General features: G+C 74.2%; 13 protein-coding genes and 1 riboswitch. Of the genes, 6 read left to right on the top strand and 7 right to left on the bottom strand.

Annotated features, from left to right (window positions below; genetic code table 11):
• Positions 1-22: 22 nt before the first annotated feature.
• The 7 genes from ABZ562_RS23830 to ABZ562_RS23800 form a co-directional block, all read right to left on the bottom strand.
• Positions 23-1498, bottom strand: coding sequence for a cobyrinate a,c-diamide synthase (locus ABZ562_RS23830; RefSeq protein WP_361483131.1), 1476 nt, complete (start codon positions 1496-1498; stop codon positions 23-25).
• Positions 1492-2088, bottom strand: a complete 597-nt coding sequence (gene cobO / locus ABZ562_RS23825; RefSeq protein WP_361483128.1) for a cob(I)yrinic acid a,c-diamide adenosyltransferase — start codon at positions 2086-2088, stop codon at positions 1492-1494. The genes ABZ562_RS23830 and cobO overlap by 7 nt, the downstream gene beginning before the upstream one ends.
• Positions 2088-4259, bottom strand: a complete 2172-nt coding sequence (locus tag ABZ562_RS23820; protein ID WP_361483125.1) for a putative cobaltochelatase — start codon at positions 4257-4259, stop codon at positions 2088-2090. Before ABZ562_RS23820 ends, cobO begins: the two co-directional genes overlap by 1 nt.
• A 58-nt stretch (positions 4260-4317) precedes the next feature.
• The gene (locus ABZ562_RS23815; RefSeq protein ID WP_361483122.1) at positions 4318-5910 is read right to left on the bottom strand and encodes a cobyric acid synthase; all 1593 of its coding nucleotides are present in this window, start codon (positions 5908-5910) and stop codon (positions 4318-4320) included.
• Complete coding sequence (locus ABZ562_RS23810; protein WP_361483119.1) at positions 5907-6869, bottom strand: cobalamin biosynthesis protein; 963 nt, start codon at positions 6867-6869, stop codon at positions 5907-5909. Before ABZ562_RS23810 ends, ABZ562_RS23815 begins: the two co-directional genes overlap by 4 nt.
• A 140-nt stretch (positions 6870-7009) precedes the next feature.
• Positions 7010-7152, bottom strand: a riboswitch (cobalamin riboswitch).
• Positions 7153-7316: 164 nt separating this feature from the next.
• Complete coding sequence (locus ABZ562_RS23805; protein WP_361483116.1) at positions 7317-7547, bottom strand: hypothetical protein; 231 nt, start codon at positions 7545-7547, stop codon at positions 7317-7319.
• 15 nt (positions 7548-7562) lie between these two features.
• On the bottom strand, positions 7563-8876 hold the full coding sequence (locus ABZ562_RS23800; RefSeq protein ID WP_361483113.1) for an inorganic phosphate transporter: 1314 nt from the start codon (positions 8874-8876) through the stop codon (positions 7563-7565).
• Between the two features lie 254 nt (positions 8877-9130).
• On the opposite strand from ABZ562_RS23800, the gene ABZ562_RS23795 reads away from it, so the two are divergent.
• The 6 genes from ABZ562_RS23795 to ABZ562_RS23770 all read left to right on the top strand — a co-directional run bounded on the left by ABZ562_RS23795 (position 9131) and on the right by ABZ562_RS23770 (position 15794).
• Entirely contained in the window at positions 9131-9820 is a 690-nt protein-coding gene (locus ABZ562_RS23795; RefSeq protein WP_361483110.1) for a class II aldolase/adducin family protein, read from the top strand.
• A 46-nt stretch (positions 9821-9866) separates the two neighbouring features.
• A complete protein-coding gene (locus ABZ562_RS23790; protein ID WP_361483107.1) occupies positions 9867-10994 on the top strand; it encodes a hypothetical protein in 1128 nt (375 codons plus the stop codon).
• Between the two features lie 99 nt (positions 10995-11093).
• On the top strand, positions 11094-12509 hold the full coding sequence (locus ABZ562_RS23785; RefSeq protein ID WP_361483104.1) for a hypothetical protein: 1416 nt from the start codon (positions 11094-11096) through the stop codon (positions 12507-12509).
• Positions 12510-12692: 183 nt separating this feature from the next.
• The gene (locus tag ABZ562_RS23780) at positions 12693-14291 is read left to right on the top strand and encodes an ABC-F family ATP-binding cassette domain-containing protein (RefSeq protein WP_361483101.1); all 1599 of its coding nucleotides are present in this window, start codon (positions 12693-12695) and stop codon (positions 14289-14291) included.
• A 372-nt stretch (positions 14292-14663) separates the two neighbouring features.
• On the top strand, positions 14664-14885 hold the full coding sequence (locus ABZ562_RS23775) for a helix-turn-helix domain-containing protein (protein WP_009718933.1): 222 nt from the start codon (positions 14664-14666) through the stop codon (positions 14883-14885).
• A gap of 102 nt (positions 14886-14987) precedes the next feature.
• Positions 14988-15794, top strand: coding sequence for an enoyl-CoA hydratase/isomerase family protein (locus ABZ562_RS23770; protein WP_361483431.1), 807 nt, complete (start codon positions 14988-14990; stop codon positions 15792-15794).
• Positions 15795-15881: the final 87 nt, after the last annotated feature.

Here is a 15881-nt window from a genome sequence, read left to right as displayed (position 1 = left end):
CACCCTCAGCTCACCGCCTCCGTCACCCGGCGGCGGGCACACATCCGGCCACGAACCGGGCCGCCACTCCGGGCGCCGCCGCCCAGTGCACATGCAGATACGAGGCATGCACGGCGCCGGGGGCGAACCCTTCGGCGCGGCGCCGCGGATGGACGAGGCCCCAGGCGGGCGTCTGCCCCGCGCCCGGCTCGACAGTGGTGCGGTGGAACTCATGACCGCGCACCCGGGTCCCCGCGGCGGCGAGGGAGGTGTCGGAAATGGCCACGGCCTCACGGTAGCCCAGCGTCAGCCGATCCGACATATGTGCCTCGGCGTCCACCACTGCGCACATCGGGCGGCCGTCCAGCGAGCGCGCCAGATACAGCAGCCCGGCGCACTCGGCGGCGATGGGCGCGCCGGTCGCCGCCAGCCTGGCGACCTCGGCGCGCAGCGGCTCGTTCGCGGACAACTCCGGTGCGTACACCTCCGGGAAGCCGCCACCGATCACCAGCCCGCCGGCTCCCTCGGGGAGGCGCTCGTCCCGCAGCGGGTCGAACGGCACGACCCGGGCGCCCGCCGCGGTGAGCAGCTCGGTGTGCTCCGCGTAGGAGAAGGTGAACGCGGCCCCGCCCGCCACGGCGACCACCGGCCGCCGCTCCTCCGGCAGCGGACGCTCCGCGGCGGCCTGCGCCGCCGGGCCCAGCTCCGCCACCGGATCCCATACCGGCCCGGACAGGGGAGGCGCGCTGCGAGCCAGCGCCATCAGCCCGTCGAGATCGCAGCCCTCCCGCACCCACGCGGCGAGCGCCGCGACCGAATCCGACGCCTCCGCGCGCCGCTCGGCCACCGGCACCAGACCGAGGTGACGGCTCGGCGTGCCGATCTCGCGCATCCGGCGCAGCGCGCCGAACACCGGCACTCCGGCGCCTTCCAGCGCCTCCCTCAGCATCGCCTCGTGCCGGTCCGAGGCGACCTTGTTGAGGATCACCCCGGCGACCCGCACCTCCGGGTCCCAGGAGGCGAAGCCGTGCACCAGCGCCGCCACCGAACGCGACTGCGAGGACGCGTCCACCACCAGCACCACCGGCGCCCGCAGCAGCTTGGACACCTGCGCCGTCGACGCCAGCTCGCCCTGCCCGGCGGCCCCGTCGAACAGCCCCATCACGCCCTCGACCAGGGCCAGATCGCAGCCCGCCGCGCCGTGCAGGAACAGCGGGGCGATCCGGTCCGGACCGCACAGATAGGCGTCCAGATTCCGGCCCGGCCGCCCGGCCCCGCCACCAGGTGCCCCGCCGCCGGAAACCCCGCCACCAGGCACGCGGCCGCCACTCGCCAGGCCGCCGCCGGAGGGCGAGACGGCCAGCGCGTGATAGCCAGGATCGATGTAGTCCGGGCCCACCTTGTGCGGGGACACATCCAGGCCGCGCTCCGCGAAGGCCGCCATCAGCCCCGCGGTGACGGTCGTCTTGCCGCTGCCGGAGGCGGGCGCGGCGACGACCAGCCGGGGAACTCTCACCACTCGATGCCCCGCTGGCCCTTCTGACCGGCGTCCATCGGGTGCTTGACCTTGGACATGTCGGTGACCAGATCGGCGAAGTCCACCAGCGGCGCCGGTGCGTTGCGCCCCGTGATGACGACGTGCTGCGTGCCCGGCCGGTCGCGCAGGACCGCCACCACTTCCTCAGGATCCACCCAGCCCCAGTGCATGGGATACGCGAACTCGTCCAGCACGTACAGCCGGTATGTCTCCGCCGCGAGATCGCGCTTGACCTGCTCCCAGCCCTCGCGTGCGGCCTCCTCGCTGGAAGCCATGTCGCGCTGGACCCACGACCAGCCCTCGCCCATCTTGTGCCATGCGACGGTCCCCCCTTCGCCCGAATCGCCCAGGACGCGCAGCGCGCGCTCCTCGCCGACCCGCCATTTCGCACTCTTCACAAATTGGAATACACCGATCGGCCAGCTTTGGTTCCACGCCCGCAGCGCCAGGCCGAACGCGGCCGTCGACTTGCCCTTCCCCACGCCCGTGTGCACGAGCACCAGCGGCCGGTTGCGGCGCTGGCGGGTGGTCAGCCCGTCGTCGGGGACGACGGTCGGTTGTCCTTGCGGCATCAGGCTGCCCTCCGTGTGTTCTGTACCGTCCGTACATCGCGGACCAGCGCGGTCACGCTGTCCGCGCGCAGTTCGTCCAGGGTGACCGGCGTGCCCCGCAGATCGCGGGCGAGCGCCCCCGCCAGGCCCAGCCGCACCGGCCCCGACTCGCAGTCGACGACCACCGAGGCGACCCCGTCGCCCGCCAGCAGCCGCGCCGCGCGGCTCGCCCGGGCCACCGGCGTGGACCCGCCGGAACCGGCCGCCTTCTTGGACTCGGTGGCCCGCCCGTCGGTCACCACGACCAGCAGCGGACGGCGCGAGGGGTCCCGCAGCCGCTCCACCCGCAGCACCTCGCGGGCCTTCAGCAGCCCCGCCGCGAGCGGGGTGCGACCGCCGGTCGGCAGCTGTTCCAGCCGGGCGGCGGCCGCGTCCACCGACGAGGTGGGCGGCAGCGCCAGCTCCGCGTCCGTCCCCCGGAAGGTGATCAGACCGACCTTGTCCCGCCGCTGGTAGGCGTCCAGCAGCAGCGACAGCACCGCGCCCTTGATCGCGCCCATGCGCTTGCGGGCGGCCATCGAGCCCGACGCGTCCACGACGAACAGCACGAGGTTGCCCTCCCGGCCCTCGCGCACCGCCTCCCGCAGATCGTCCCGGCGCACCAGCAGCCCCGGGCCGCGCCGCCCGCGGACGTGCTGATGCGGGGCGGCGGCCCGTACCGTCGCCGCCAGGTGAAGCGAGGTCAGCGTCCCCTTCGGGCGGCGCGCACCGGCGGTGCGGCCGTGCGCGGTGCGGGCCCGCGACCGCCGCCCGGCCGCGCCTTCGCCGAGCCCGGGCACGTCCAGCCGCCGGGTCCGGAACGGCTCCCCGGCGCCCACGGCCGCCCGCTCGGCGCCGCCGCCACCGGCCCCGCCGTCCTCCGCCCGGGGCTCCGGCTCCTCGGGCGCGGCGTCGGCGGACGCCTCGGGTTCGGCCGACCGCTGCTCGGGCCCGGACGGCCCGGGCGCGCCGGGCGGCGGCGCCTGCTGCCGCCCGCCGTCCTGCGGATGGCCGCCGCCGGGACCGTCGGGGCCCTCCCCGGAGCCCCCGGAGGGCCCGCCCGGCCCGTCGGGGTCGTCGGGGCCGTTATCGGGATCGTCGTCCGGACCGGAGTGGTCCGGTTCGGGGTCCGGCTCGTCGTCCTCGAACTGCCGCAGCACCTCGTCCAGCTTGTCCTCGTCCAGCCCCGGCGCGTCGAACGGCGCCCGCCGCCGCCGGTGGGGAAGCGACAGCAGCGCCGCCTGCCGTACGTCCTCGGTCCTCACGTCCGTCCGGCCCGCCCAGGCGGCCAGCGCCGTCGCCGTACGCGCCGTCACGATGTCCGCGCGCATCCCGTCCACCTCGAACGCCGCGCACACCGCCGCGATCTGCCGCAGCGCGCGGTCGCCCAGCAGGACGGAGGGCAGCAGGGCGCGGGCCGCCGCTATGCGCTCCCGCAGTTCGCCCTCCTGGCGCGCCCAGCGCCCGGCGAACCCGGCCGGGTCCTCGTCGTACGCCAGCCTCCGGCGCACCACCTCGACCCGCTCCTCGGTGTCCCGCGAGGCGGTGACCTCGACGGTGAGCCCGAAGCGGTCCAGCAGCTGCGGCCGCAGCTCGCCCTCTTCCGGGTTCATGGTGCCCACCAGCAGGAAGCGCGCGGCGTGCCGTACGGAGACGCCCTCGCGCTCCACATAGGAGGCGCCCATGGCCGCCGCGTCGAGCAGCAGGTCGATCAGGTGGTCGTGCAGCAGGTTGACCTCGTCGACGTACAGCACGCCGCGGTGCGCGTCCGCGAGCAGCCCCGGCTCGAACGCCTTGACCCCGTCCGACAGCGCCCGTTCGATGTCGAGCGACCCCACGAGGCGGTCCTCGGAGGCGCCGACCGGCAGCTCCACCATCCGCGCGGGGCGCGCGTCCCCCGGGCTCGTCTCGTGCGGCCCGTCCGGGCAGCCCGGGTCGGGCGCGGCCGGATCGCACGAGAAGCGGCACCCGGGGACGACCTCGACCGGCGGCAGCAGCGTGGACAGGGCGCGCACGGCCGTCGACTTGGCCGTGCCCTTCTCGCCGCGCACCAGCACACCGCCCACGGCGGGCGAGACGGCGTTGAGGAGCAGGGCGAGCCGCATGTCGTCCATTCCGACGACCGCGGTGAACGGGTAGGCAGCGGTGGTCATGCTCGGGTACCTCCTACGGTGCGTGCGCGGTCGGTGCGTGCGGGCTCGCGTCTCGTGCTCAAGCCGTTCCTCCCGGCGCCCCGGGCGGCACGAAGGGCAGCCCGTCCGGTACGCCGTCCTCGATGAGCCTCAGCAGCGCGTCCGTGTCCGCGTGCTCCTCGATCAGATCTCCCAGCCGGTCCAGCTGCTCCTCGCGCAGCTCCCCGAAGCGGGTGTCGGGGGCGGGCACGAACGCCCGGCCCGCCGCCTCCGCGACGCGCCGCAGGAAGGCACGGCGGAAGCCGTCGCTCTCCAGCGAGCCGTGCCAGTGCGTGCCCCACACCGCGCCCACCCGGCAGCCGTCCAGGAAGGGTTCGTCGCCCCCGGCGAGCAGTTCGGCCACCCCGTGGTGGATCTCGTAGCCCTCCACCCGCTCGCCCAGCGCCTCGCCCACCGGCCGGGCCAGGGTCTTGTCCGTGGCGAAGCGGACCCGTACGGGCAGCAGCCCGAGCCCCGCGACCGTTCCGGCCTTCGACTCGACCTCGTCCTCGATCGCGTGGCCGAGGGCCTGGAAGCCGCCGCAGATGCCGAGCACCGGCCGACCCTCGGCGGCCCGCCGCACGATCGCGTCGGCGAGACCGCGTGTCCGCAGCCACTCCAGCGCCTTCACCGTGCCCCGGGTGCCGGGCAGCACCACCAGATCGGCGTCGACCAGCTCCTCCGGGCGGTCCACGAAGCGCACGACGACGCCCGGCTCGGCGGCCAGCGCGTCCACGTCGGTGAAGTTGGACATCAGCGGTACGGCGGCCACCGCGACCCGCAGCACGTCCGCGCCGTGCGGCGGCGCGACGACGCTCTCGCGCACCGCGCCGCGCAGCGAGACCCGTAGCCCGTCCTCCTCGTCGATGCCGAGGCCGTGCGCGTACGGCAGCACCCCGACGGTCGGCCGGCCGGTGAGGTCGCGCAGCATGTCCAGACCGGGCTCCAGCAAGGTCACGTCGCCGCGGAACTTGTTCACCACATAGGCGGCGACATGGCGCTGGTCCTCCCGGGACAGCAGCGCGGTCGTGCCGAAGAACGACGCGAAGACGCCGCCGCGGTCGATGTCCCCGACCACGACGACGGGCAGCCCGGAGGCCCGGGCGAGCCCCAGGTTGACGATGTCGGTACGGCGCAGATTGATCTCGGCGGGGCTGCCCGCGCCCTCGCAGATCACCGCGTCATGGGTGCGCCGCAGCTCGCTCAGGCATGCGGTGACGGTGTCCAGCAGCCCTTCGCGCCGTTCACTGTGCAGCTTTTCCCCGGGGGACACCGCACCCGACAGCGGCTTCGCCGCGGGCCCAGACCCCCCGTAATACCCCCGCGCGCTCATCTCGCCCACCGGCTTGCCGAGCAGCACCACCTGGCTGCTGCGGTCGCTGCCCGGCTTCAGCAGGACCGGGTTCATCAGGGCGCTCGGTTCGACGCGCGCGGCGGCGGCCTGCATGGCCTGGGCCCGCCCGATCTCGGCGCCGTCCCGGGTGACGAAGGAGTTGAGCGACATGTTCTGCGCCTTGAACGGCGCGACCCGGAGCCCCTTGCGCGCCAGCCAGCGGCAGATGCCCGCCGTGACGACGCTCTTACCGGCGTCCGAGGTCGTCCCCGCGATGAGCAGTCCGCCCCCCGAGGTCATCGGGTCACCCCTTTCCTGCCTGTTGCGCAACGGCCCGCGACAGTGGCGAGCAGGGCGAGCGCCGCAACCCGCCGGGAGAGGCGGATCGCCCGCGGAATGTCGGCCACCGCCACGGGACGGCCGCCCGGATTCAGCACCGGGCGGTGCTCGACCCGGCCCCCGTACGCCAGCGTGCCGCCCAGCCGCACCCCCAGCGCGCCCGCGAACGACGCCTCCACCGGGCCCGCGTTGGGGCTCGGGTGGCGTCCGCCGTCGTGGCGCCAGGCGCGCCGCGCGCCGCGCGGGTCGGGCCCGGCGAGGGTGGCCAGGACGGCGGTGAGACGGGCGCCGGGCCAGCCCGCGGCATCGTCCAGCCGGGCCGCCGCCCAGCCGAACCGGCGGTAGCGGGCCGACCTGTGGCCCACCATGGCGTCCAGGGTGTTGACGGCCCGGAAGCCGACGAGCCCCGGCACCCCGGCCACGGCCCCCCACACCAGCGCGCCCACCACCGCGTCCGAGGTGTTCTCGGCCACCGACTCGACGACCGCCCGCGCGATCTGCTGTGCGTCCAGCGCCTGCGGATCGCGTCCGCACAGATGCGGCAGCCGCTCCCGCGCGGCGCCGACGTCGCCTGCGGCCAGCGCGTCACCGATGGCCCTGGCCTCCCGTACCAGCGAGGTGCCGCCCAGCACGGCCCAGGTGGCGGCGGCGGTCAGCGCGGCGTCGGCCGCCCGGCGGCGCCCCGCGAGGGTGCGTACGGTACGGGCCAGCAGCGCGGCACCGGCGGCCGCGCCGCCCGCGCACAGCGCGGTGTGCAGGGCCCCGGAACCGCGGTGGTCGCGCCACAGCCGCCGCTCGACGGCCGCGGCGGCGCGCCCGAACGCGGCCACCGGATGGCGGCGGCGCGGATCGCCCGTGGCGAGGTCGCCGAGGAAGCCGAGAGCGGCGCCGCACGCGTACGAGGCGTGGTCCGCGCGCATCCTCAGGCCGCCGTCACGCCTCTGCGGCGGGAACCGCCGCCGAGCACGGGAACAGGTGGGGCTGACGGCGTGGCGGTGCCGGGCATGACGGTATGTCCTCACTCAGGGTCCGCGCCCTGGCTCGACGTGACCGGCGGTGAGAGTCTCCTGGCTCCCGGATCCGCGGCTCTCCCGGTCTTCCAGCCTTCCTCGCGTACGGACGGCCGTGACCCCTTGCGGTGAGGGAAAGAGCGCTCCCCGGTGACAGTGGCGGGACCGCGCCGGATTCTCACCGGCTTCCTCTCCTGCCGCCGTTTGGCTCGGGAAGTCCACCATGGGGCGCGAATGGCCGTCAACTGGCATGTGACCTGCGATGCCGCAGTGTGCCGAGGCCCACAGCCGGTGGGAACGGCCGCGGGGCGGTGGGCGCCCATCGGCACCCACCGCCCCGCGGCCGTTTCCGTGGCCTCAGGCCACGATCAGATAGATGCCGTACGCCACCACCGCGGCGCACAGCGCGAAACAGGCGTACGCGCCGGTGCGCGCGACCGGGGACGCGCCGCCCGCGGTGGTCTGGGGCTGCGGCCGCGCCGTACGGGAGGTGCCGATGATGCCCAGGGTGAAGACCCCGACGACGCCGACCGTCACCGCGAGGCTGACGCCGAAGACCTGGCCGAGGGCCGCCCAGTCGATGTGCATGGTGTGTGCTCCCTGTCAGCTGGAGGAACGGGTCCCCGCGGCGGCGGGGGTGGGGGCGGATTCGGACGAGGCGCGCGCGGCGGACACCGCGTGCGGGGCGTCCGGGGTGTCCGTGCCGGCGGCGCCATCGGCGGCCGACGCGGTGGCCGGGGTCTTTCCGGCGGGCGGCGGGGCCACCGACCGCACGGCGGCGGTGACGACACCGACCGGCTCGGCGGACTCCGCCCCCGGCGCGTTGACGTTGCTCGCGTCCACCGGCTTGCGGCGCGAGAGCACCCAGATGACGCCGCAGCCGATCACCGCGAGGACGGCGACCGCCGCGATGCCCCCGTTGCCCTGGCCGGCCAGGAGCGCCGCCCCGGCGGCCACCAGGCCGGCGGCCGGGAGGGTCAGCGCCCAGGCGACGACCATGCGGCCCGCGGTCGACCAGCGCACCACACCGCCCTTGCGGCCGACGCCCGCGCCCATGACGGCACCCGAGCAGACCTGTGTGGTGGACAGCGCGAAGCCGATGTGCGAGGAGGCCAGGATGACGGTCGCCGCGCCGGTCTGGGCGGCGAAGCCCTGCGGCGGCTGGATGTCGGTGATGCCCTTGCCCATGGTGCGGATGATGCGCCAGCCGCCCAGGTAGGTGCCGAGGGCGATCGCGAGTCCGGCGGAGACGATGACCCACATGGGCGGGTCGGAGTCGGGCGCGATGACGCCGCCGGTGACCAGCGCGAGGGTGATGACGCCCATGGTCTTCTGGGCGTCGTTGGTGCCGTGGGCCAGGGAGACCAGTGCGGCCGAGGCGATCTGCCCGGCGCGGTAGCCCTTCGCGGTGTCCTCCGCGGCCCGGTCGTTCGCCAGCCGGTAGGTGAGCCGGGTGGCGGCCACCGTGGCGATGCCCGCCACGATCGGCGCGGCCACGGCCGGGATGAGGACCTTCATGACGACCGCGTCGCCGTTGACCCCGTCCATGCCGACGGAGACCACGGTGGCGCCGATGAGGCCGCCGAAGAGGGCGTGTGAGGAGCTGGACGGAAGACCGGCCAGCCAGGTCACCAGATTCCAGAGGATCGCGCCGACCAGCCCCGCGAAGATCACCTCGGGCCGGATTCCTGAGCCCTCGTCGATGATTCCGCCGGAGATGGTCTTGGCGACCTCCACGGAGAGGAACGCGCCGACGAGGTTGAGGACTGCCGACATCGCCACCGCGACCCGAGGACCGAGTGCTCCGGTGGAGATGGTGGTGGCCATGGCGTTGGCCGTGTCGTGGAAGCCGTTGGTGAAGTCGAACACCAAGGCCGTGACGATCACGATCCCGATGAGAAGCGTGATGTGTTCCATACACCCGGTCAATCAGTTCGGAGGGCGGTCAGTGCACGGTGAACGTAGGGAAACTGGGTGAACGGGAGATGAACTGAGGCGGGCGTCACGGTGACGCGGTCGCGGGAGCCTGAAAACGGCTGGAAATCGACCGTATTCCCGTTCGTCACAGGGAGTTTGACGGCCGTACATCGACCCGGTGTGACCGGACCGCGCGGACCCCCCTTACGCGCCGGCGCCCGTATGGAAGGATCGCGCCCCGGAGGTGAGGGCCCGTGACGGAGCCGCGATCGGCACGACGGCCACGGCCGAGGCTGACCCAGCCCCTGCGGCAGGCCTGGACGCATGTGGTGCGCACGGCCCGCAGGACCACCGCCGACGGGCTCGTCGTCGGCACCTCGGGCAATGTGTCGGCCCGGGTAGGCGACACCGTCCTGGTGACCCCGAGCGGCGTCCCGTACGACCGGCTCGGCCCCCGCGACGTGGTCGGCGTCGACCTCGACGGCCGACAGGTGCTGGGCACGCTCGCGCCCACCAGTGAGCTGCCCATGCACCTCGCCGTCTACCGTCACACGGAAGACGCCGGGGCCATCGTCCACACCCACGCCGTTCACGCCACCGCCGTCTCCACGCTGGTCGACGAACTCCCCGCGATCCACTACATGACCGCCGCCCTCGGCGGTCCGGTCCGGGTCGCCGGCTACGCGCTCTACGGCACCGATGAATTGGCCGAAAACATGTTGCACGCGCTGCGCGGCCGCTCCGGCTGTCTGCTGCGCAACCACGGCACCGTCGTCCACGGGGCGACGCTGGACCAGGCATACGACCGCACCGCCCAGCTCGAATGGATGTGCCAGGTCTGGCTGGCCGCCGCGTCCGTGCCCGGCCGCGGCCCCGCCCTCCTGTCGCCCGCCGAGCTGGACCGCGCCGCGGCCAAGCTCAGCGGTTACGGCCAGCCAAAGTAACCAGTTCCGCTGGCCGCCGCGTGGGTACCCACCGACACTGGGAGGGATGCGTGTGCGGACAACGGCGGTGGCCGGCGCCACCACTCTGCTCGGTATCGGCGCGGCCGCGGTGGCGGCGGGCCGGTACGTCACCGGCGCTGCGCTCAAACCGGCCCCCGACCGGCCGCTGCCGAACGAGCCGTCGCTCACCGTGCACGCCGTGGAGGACGGGCGGATCACCCTCACCCGTTCGCTCGCCTCGCTGCGCCCCGGCACCTACGGTCTCGCCGGCCGGGACCTCCACGCCGTCGTCGGCCCGGTGGACGAGGACGTTCCGCACCCCGCCGACTGCGTCGTACGCCGCCTGGAGCGGGTGACGCACGGCGCCCCCGACGCGGGCGCCCGGGTCCGGCTCACCCCGCAGGTGCACGCCGGCGACCCGAAGGACGCGCTCGGCATCGAGCACGCCGATGTCGACATCCCCGGCGAACTCGGCCCGCTGCCCGCCTGGTTCCTGCCCGGCGAGCGCACCACCTGGGTGATCACCACCCATGGCCTGGGCACCACCCGGGAACACCCCATGGTCGTCATGCCGCTGCTGAACCGGCTGCGGATCCCGGTGCTCGACCTCGCCTACCGCGGCGACCCCGGCGCCCCGCGCCCGCCCGACGGCATCGGTCACCTCGGCGACACGGAGTGGCGCGATCTCGACGCCGCCATCCGCTACGCCGTCCGCTACGGGGCGGAGAGCATCGTCCTGCACGGCTGGTCCACCGGCGCCTCCATGGCCCTGCACGCGGCCGCCAACTCCGCGCTGCGGCACCGGCTCAGCGGCATCGTCCTGGACTCCCCGGTGCTCGACTGGCGGGCCACCGTGCGCGCCCTCGCGGCGGCGCACCGCACCCCCGCCGCCCTGCTCCCGCTCGCCGTCCGGGCCGTGGAAGGGCGCACCGGGCTGCACGACGGCAAGCTCGCGGAGGCGGCCGACCCCGAGAGCCTGCGGGTGCCCACGCTCATCGTGCACGGCCCCGGCGACACTCTCGCGCCCTGGGGCGCCTCGCGTGAACTCGCCGACGCCCGGCCCGAGCTGGTCACCCTTCACCCGGTCCGGCACGCCCCGCACGCCGCCATGTGGAACGCCGATCCCCAAGGCTACGAGGAGGTCCTGCGCCGCTTCCTCACGCCCCTCATATAAGGCGTCCGGGGGCTTCGGCCAGCAGCCGGAATCCGGCCGCGGCGACCGCCGGACGGGTGCCGATTGGGCTTTCGGGCCGTCAACGGCGAGACTGCTTCTGTGACGTCCCGTACTCCGCGCGACTCCCGGCTCCGACTCGTCCGCCAGCGGCCGATGGCCACCGCCTCGCGGCCCGCGCCGAACCGCTCCCGGCCGGCGCCACGCCCGCCCGAGGGCACACCACCCCGCTCGGAGCTGGCCCGGCAGGCCCGCGCCGGGCTGGTGGGGGCCGTGGAAGTGGCGCGCTGGGCCGCGGCCGAGGACGACGCGCTCGGGGCCCTCTCCGACGAGGCCGCCGCCCGGGCCGCCGCCGCGCTGGGGCGCGACCCCGAGGAGGTGCGCACCGACTGGGACCGGGCCCGGCTCGTCGGACTCGTCGATCTGCACGGCGGCACCGCCCGCCCCGGCTGGCGGCTCCAGGCCTGGGACCGCGACGACAGCGCGGTGCTGCGCGGCTGGGTCGCGCTGCTCGACGCCTGGTCGCTGGCCAGCCCCGCGCCGGAGACCGCCGAGCCCGCCGCCGTCGCCGAGGTGGTCGAGGCCGTACCGCAGCTGCTCCCGCTGCTCCAGCTGTCCGCGGGCCCGGTGCAGATCTCCACGCTGCTGGACATGCTGCGCAAGCGGGTCGCGGAGCTGCGCACGGAGCGCTGCGAGGTGCCGTACGGGGTGGCCGCGGCGGGCGACGCCGAGACCGCCGCGCCCCAGGACCCGGCCGCCCACGGGGAGCGCCCGGACGGCGCGGAGGACGACGACGAGGTGCTGGAGGGCCTGCTCGGCTGGGCCCTGGACGCCCTCGCCTCGGTCGGGGCGCTCACCGTCCTCGAAGGCGACGCCGTGCTCACCGCGCTCGGCAACTGGGCGGTGTGGGTCAAGCTCGAACAGATCTGCGTGGCCGCCCAGAGCCCCGCCGGGAACATCGAGCACCCCGCCGCCGACATGCTGCGCGGCTGCGCGGGGCTCACCCCCGGGCCCGCCCGCGCCGAGTACCGGGCCTGGCTCGCCGCGCGCCCGGTGGGCAGCGCCATCACCGAACTGCTGGAGGCCGCGCGCGGCGACGACGCGCTGCTGCGCGGGCTCGTGTTCGAGGCGCTGCGGGTCGCCGGGGCGCCCGCCGAGCCCGCGGTGCGGGCCGTCGTGGACGAATCGTGCCTGCGGCCGTACGCGCTGCTGTGGCTCGCCGAGCACGAGGGCGCCGACCCCGAGGACGCGCTGGACGTGCTCACCCGCGAGGAGGCCACCTGGCTGTGGGTGGACACCGCCGCGGCCATCTCCGACCACGGCGAGAGCCCGCTGCTGGTGCGCCACCTGGAGTCGGCGGTGCAGGGCACCGTGCCCGCGCTCCTGGAGGAGGTACGGGCCGTCGGCCACCCCCGTACGGTGCAGGTGCTGGTGGCGCTGGCCGCCGCCCATCCCGACCCGGCCCTCGCCAAGGCGGTGCGCCGGGCGGCCTTCCAGGTCCACACGGGCGGCGTCTGAGGGGCCCCGCCGGAGGCGGGGGAGGGGCCGCCGGGGGCGGGGGAGCGCGGGACCCCAGGGGAAAAACCGGTTGCCCGCACCGCTAAACTGGCCGCATGGCAATTCTCCTCGTGCATTAGACGGCGTCGGCCCCGCCCGCTGGTCCGTCCCGTCCGTCGTCCACCCTGCCCAGGAGTAATTCCCGTGATCACCGCCTCCGGCGTCGAGCTGCGTGCCGGCGCCCGTGTTCTGATCGAGTCCGCCTCGTTCCGCATCGCCAAGGGCGACCGCATCGGTCTGGTCGGCCGCAACGGCGCCGGGAAGACCACGCTCACCAAGTGCCTGGCGGGCGAGGGCATGCCGGCCGGGGGCAGCATCACCCGCTCCGGCCAGGTCGGCTATCTGCCGCAGGACCCGCGCACCGGCGACCTCGACGTCCTCGCGCGCGACCGCATCCTCTCCGCCCGCGACCTCGACTCCGTGCTGCGCAAGATGCGCGAGAACGAGGACCGCATGGCCAACGGCAAGGGCGCCACCCGCGAGCGCGCGATGAAGAAGTACGAGCGCCTGGAGACGGAGTTCCTGACCAAGGGCGGCTACGCGGCCGAGGCGGAGGCCGCGACCATCGCGGCCAGCCTGGGCCTGCCGGACCGGGTGCTGGGCCAGCCGCTGCACACCCTCTCCGGCGGTCAGCGGCGCCGCGTCGAGCTGGCCCGGATCCTGTTCTCGGACTCCGACATCCTGCTGCTGGACGAGCCGACGAACCACCTCGACGCCGACTCCATCATCTGGCTGCGGGACTACCTGAAGACCTACAGCGGCGGCTTCATCGTCATCTCCCACGACGTCGACCTCGTCGAGACGGTCGTCAACAAGGTCTTCTACCTGGACGCCAACCGCTCGCAGATCGACATCTACAACATGGGCTGGAAGCTCTACCAGGCCCAGCGCGAGGCCGACGAGAAGCGCCGCAAGCGCGAGCGCGCCAACGCCGAGAAGAAGGCCGCCGCGCTCAACTCCCAGGCCGACAAGATGCGTGCCAAGGCCACCAAGACGGTCGCCGCGCAGAACATGGCCCGCCGCGCCGAGAAGCTGCTGTCCGGCCTGGAGGAGGTGCGGCAGTCCGACAAGGTCGCCAAGCTGCGCTTCCCGGACCCGGCCCCGTGCGGCAAGACCCCGCTGACCGCCGAGGGCCTGTCCAAGTCGTACGGCTCCCTGGAGATCTTCACCGATGTCGACCTGGCCGTCGACAAGGGCTCCCGGGTCGTCATCCTGGGCCTCAACGGCGCGGGCAAGACCACCCTGCTGCGGCTGCTGGCCGGGGTCGAGAAGCCGGACACCGGCCAGGTGACGCCCGGCCACGGGCTGAAGCTCGGCTACTACGCGCAGGAGCACGAGACGCTGGACCCGGACCGCACCGTCCTGGAGAACATGCGCTCCTCCGCCCCCGACCTCGACCTGGTCGACATCCGCAAGACGCTCGGCTCGTTCCTGTTCTCCGGCGACGACGTCGACAAGCCCGCCGGAGTGCTCTCCGGCGGCGAGAAGACCCGCCTGGCGCTGGCCACCCTGGTCGTCTCCTCGGCCAACGTCCTGCTGCTCGACGAGCCCACCAACAACCTCGACCCGGCCAGCCGCGAGGAGATCCTCGGCGCGCTGCGCACCTTCACCGGCGCCGTGGTGCTGGTGACCCACGACGAGGGCGCGGTGGACGCCCTCCAGCCGGAGCGGATCATCCTGCTGCCGGACGGGATCGAGGACCTGTGGGGCGAGGACTACGCGGATCTGGTCGCGCTGGCCTGACCGAGGCTCGGGGCGTCCGGTCCGCTTCCTCCCGCCTGATCCACTTCCCGTAGATCATTCGGCCTAGGTGTGATCCGTCATCTGAGTGAGAACGGCTGGTATCGCGGCGCGCCGCCCACGACCGGCGCACGGCACGTGCCGCGCGCCGGTCGCTCTCCGTCCAACCTATGGCATATGGGCCCTGACCTGCCGTTTCTTCGTGGATCAAGAAAGAGTGGCAGGGCGTAAGCCGCCGGAATCCTGAATTCCGAAGGCTCGGATGGCGTCATTTCCCGTAATCCTTCCTCCACAGGTCTTGCCGAATGGGTGGCCAGGAAGCCGCGTAGGGGTGATCATGAGAGTCCAGAGCGCACTTCCCATGAGGAGGCACGGGTGGCCGAGACTCTGAAGAAGGGCAGCCGGGTGACCGGCGCCGCGCGCGAAAAGCTCGCGGCAGACCTGAAGAAGAAGTACGACTCCGGTGCGAGCATCCGGGCGCTGGCCGAGGAGACCGGCCGTTCCTACGGATTCGTCCACCGGATGCTCAGCGAATCAGGAGTGTCCCTACGTGGTCGCGGTGGCGCGACGCGAGGCAAGAAGGCCGCATCGGCCTGATCGCGCGTCTCGCGTCAGTGGTTCGTCGCCGGCAGCAGGTGTGGACAGTGCCACCCGGTTGATCGTCCGTTCGACCGGGTGGTTACTGTGCAGTCACTTGTACTGACTGCGGCCGACCGGAGGCTTCCTGTGACCCTGCTCGACAAGGACGGCGTATCGCTCACCGTCGATGACGCGATCGCCACGGTGACCCTGACCAACCCGGCCAAGCGCAACGCCCAGTCGCCCGCGTTGTGGCGGGCGCTGGCGGAGGCGGGGTCTCTGCTGCCCGGCAGCGTGCGGATCGTCGTGCTGCGCGCCGAAGGCGTGTCCTTCTCGGCAGGTCTCGACCGGCAGGCGTTCACCCCTGAGGGATTCGAGGGTGAGCCGTCCTTCCCGGACATGGCCCGCCGCCCGGACCCCGAGCTGGACGCGATCATCGCCGCCTACCAGGACGCGTTCACCTGGTGGCGGCGCAACGACATCGTGTCCATCGCCGCGGTGCACGGCCATGCCATCGGCGCCGGCTTCCAGCTCGCCCTCGCCTGCGACCTGCGCGTGTGCGCGGAGGACGCGCAGTTCGCGATGCGCGAGACCAGCCTCGGGCTGGTGCCCGACCTGACCGGCACCCATCCGCTGGTCGGGCTCGTGGGGTACGCCCGGGCGCTGGAGATCTGCGCGACCGGGCGCTTCGTCCACGCCGAGGAGGCCGAGCGCACCGGCCTCGCCAACCTCGTGGTGCCCGCCGCCGAGCTGGACGGCGCGGTCCAGGACCTGGCCGCGGCCCTGCTCGCCGCCCCCCGGGACGCGGTGGTCGAGACCAAGGCGCTGCTGCGGGGCGCCGCGGACCGTACGTACGACGAGCAGCGCGCCGCCGAGCGCGCCGCCCAGGCCCGCCGCATCCGCGACCTGGCCGGCCTGGCGGACTAGGGGGTGTCGTGTGGATCATGCCGGGCTCCCGACGCCGCTGTGACATCAGCCGCTGCCGCGGCGGGCGGCACCTCGCGGCCCCGCGCT

Source organism: Streptomyces sp. NPDC019937 (assembly GCF_040631655.1).
GTDB lineage: Bacteria > Actinomycetota > Actinomycetes > Streptomycetales > Streptomycetaceae > Streptomyces.
Note: the sequence above shows the minus strand (reverse complement) of the source record. Positions and strands in the feature narration are given on the sequence as shown.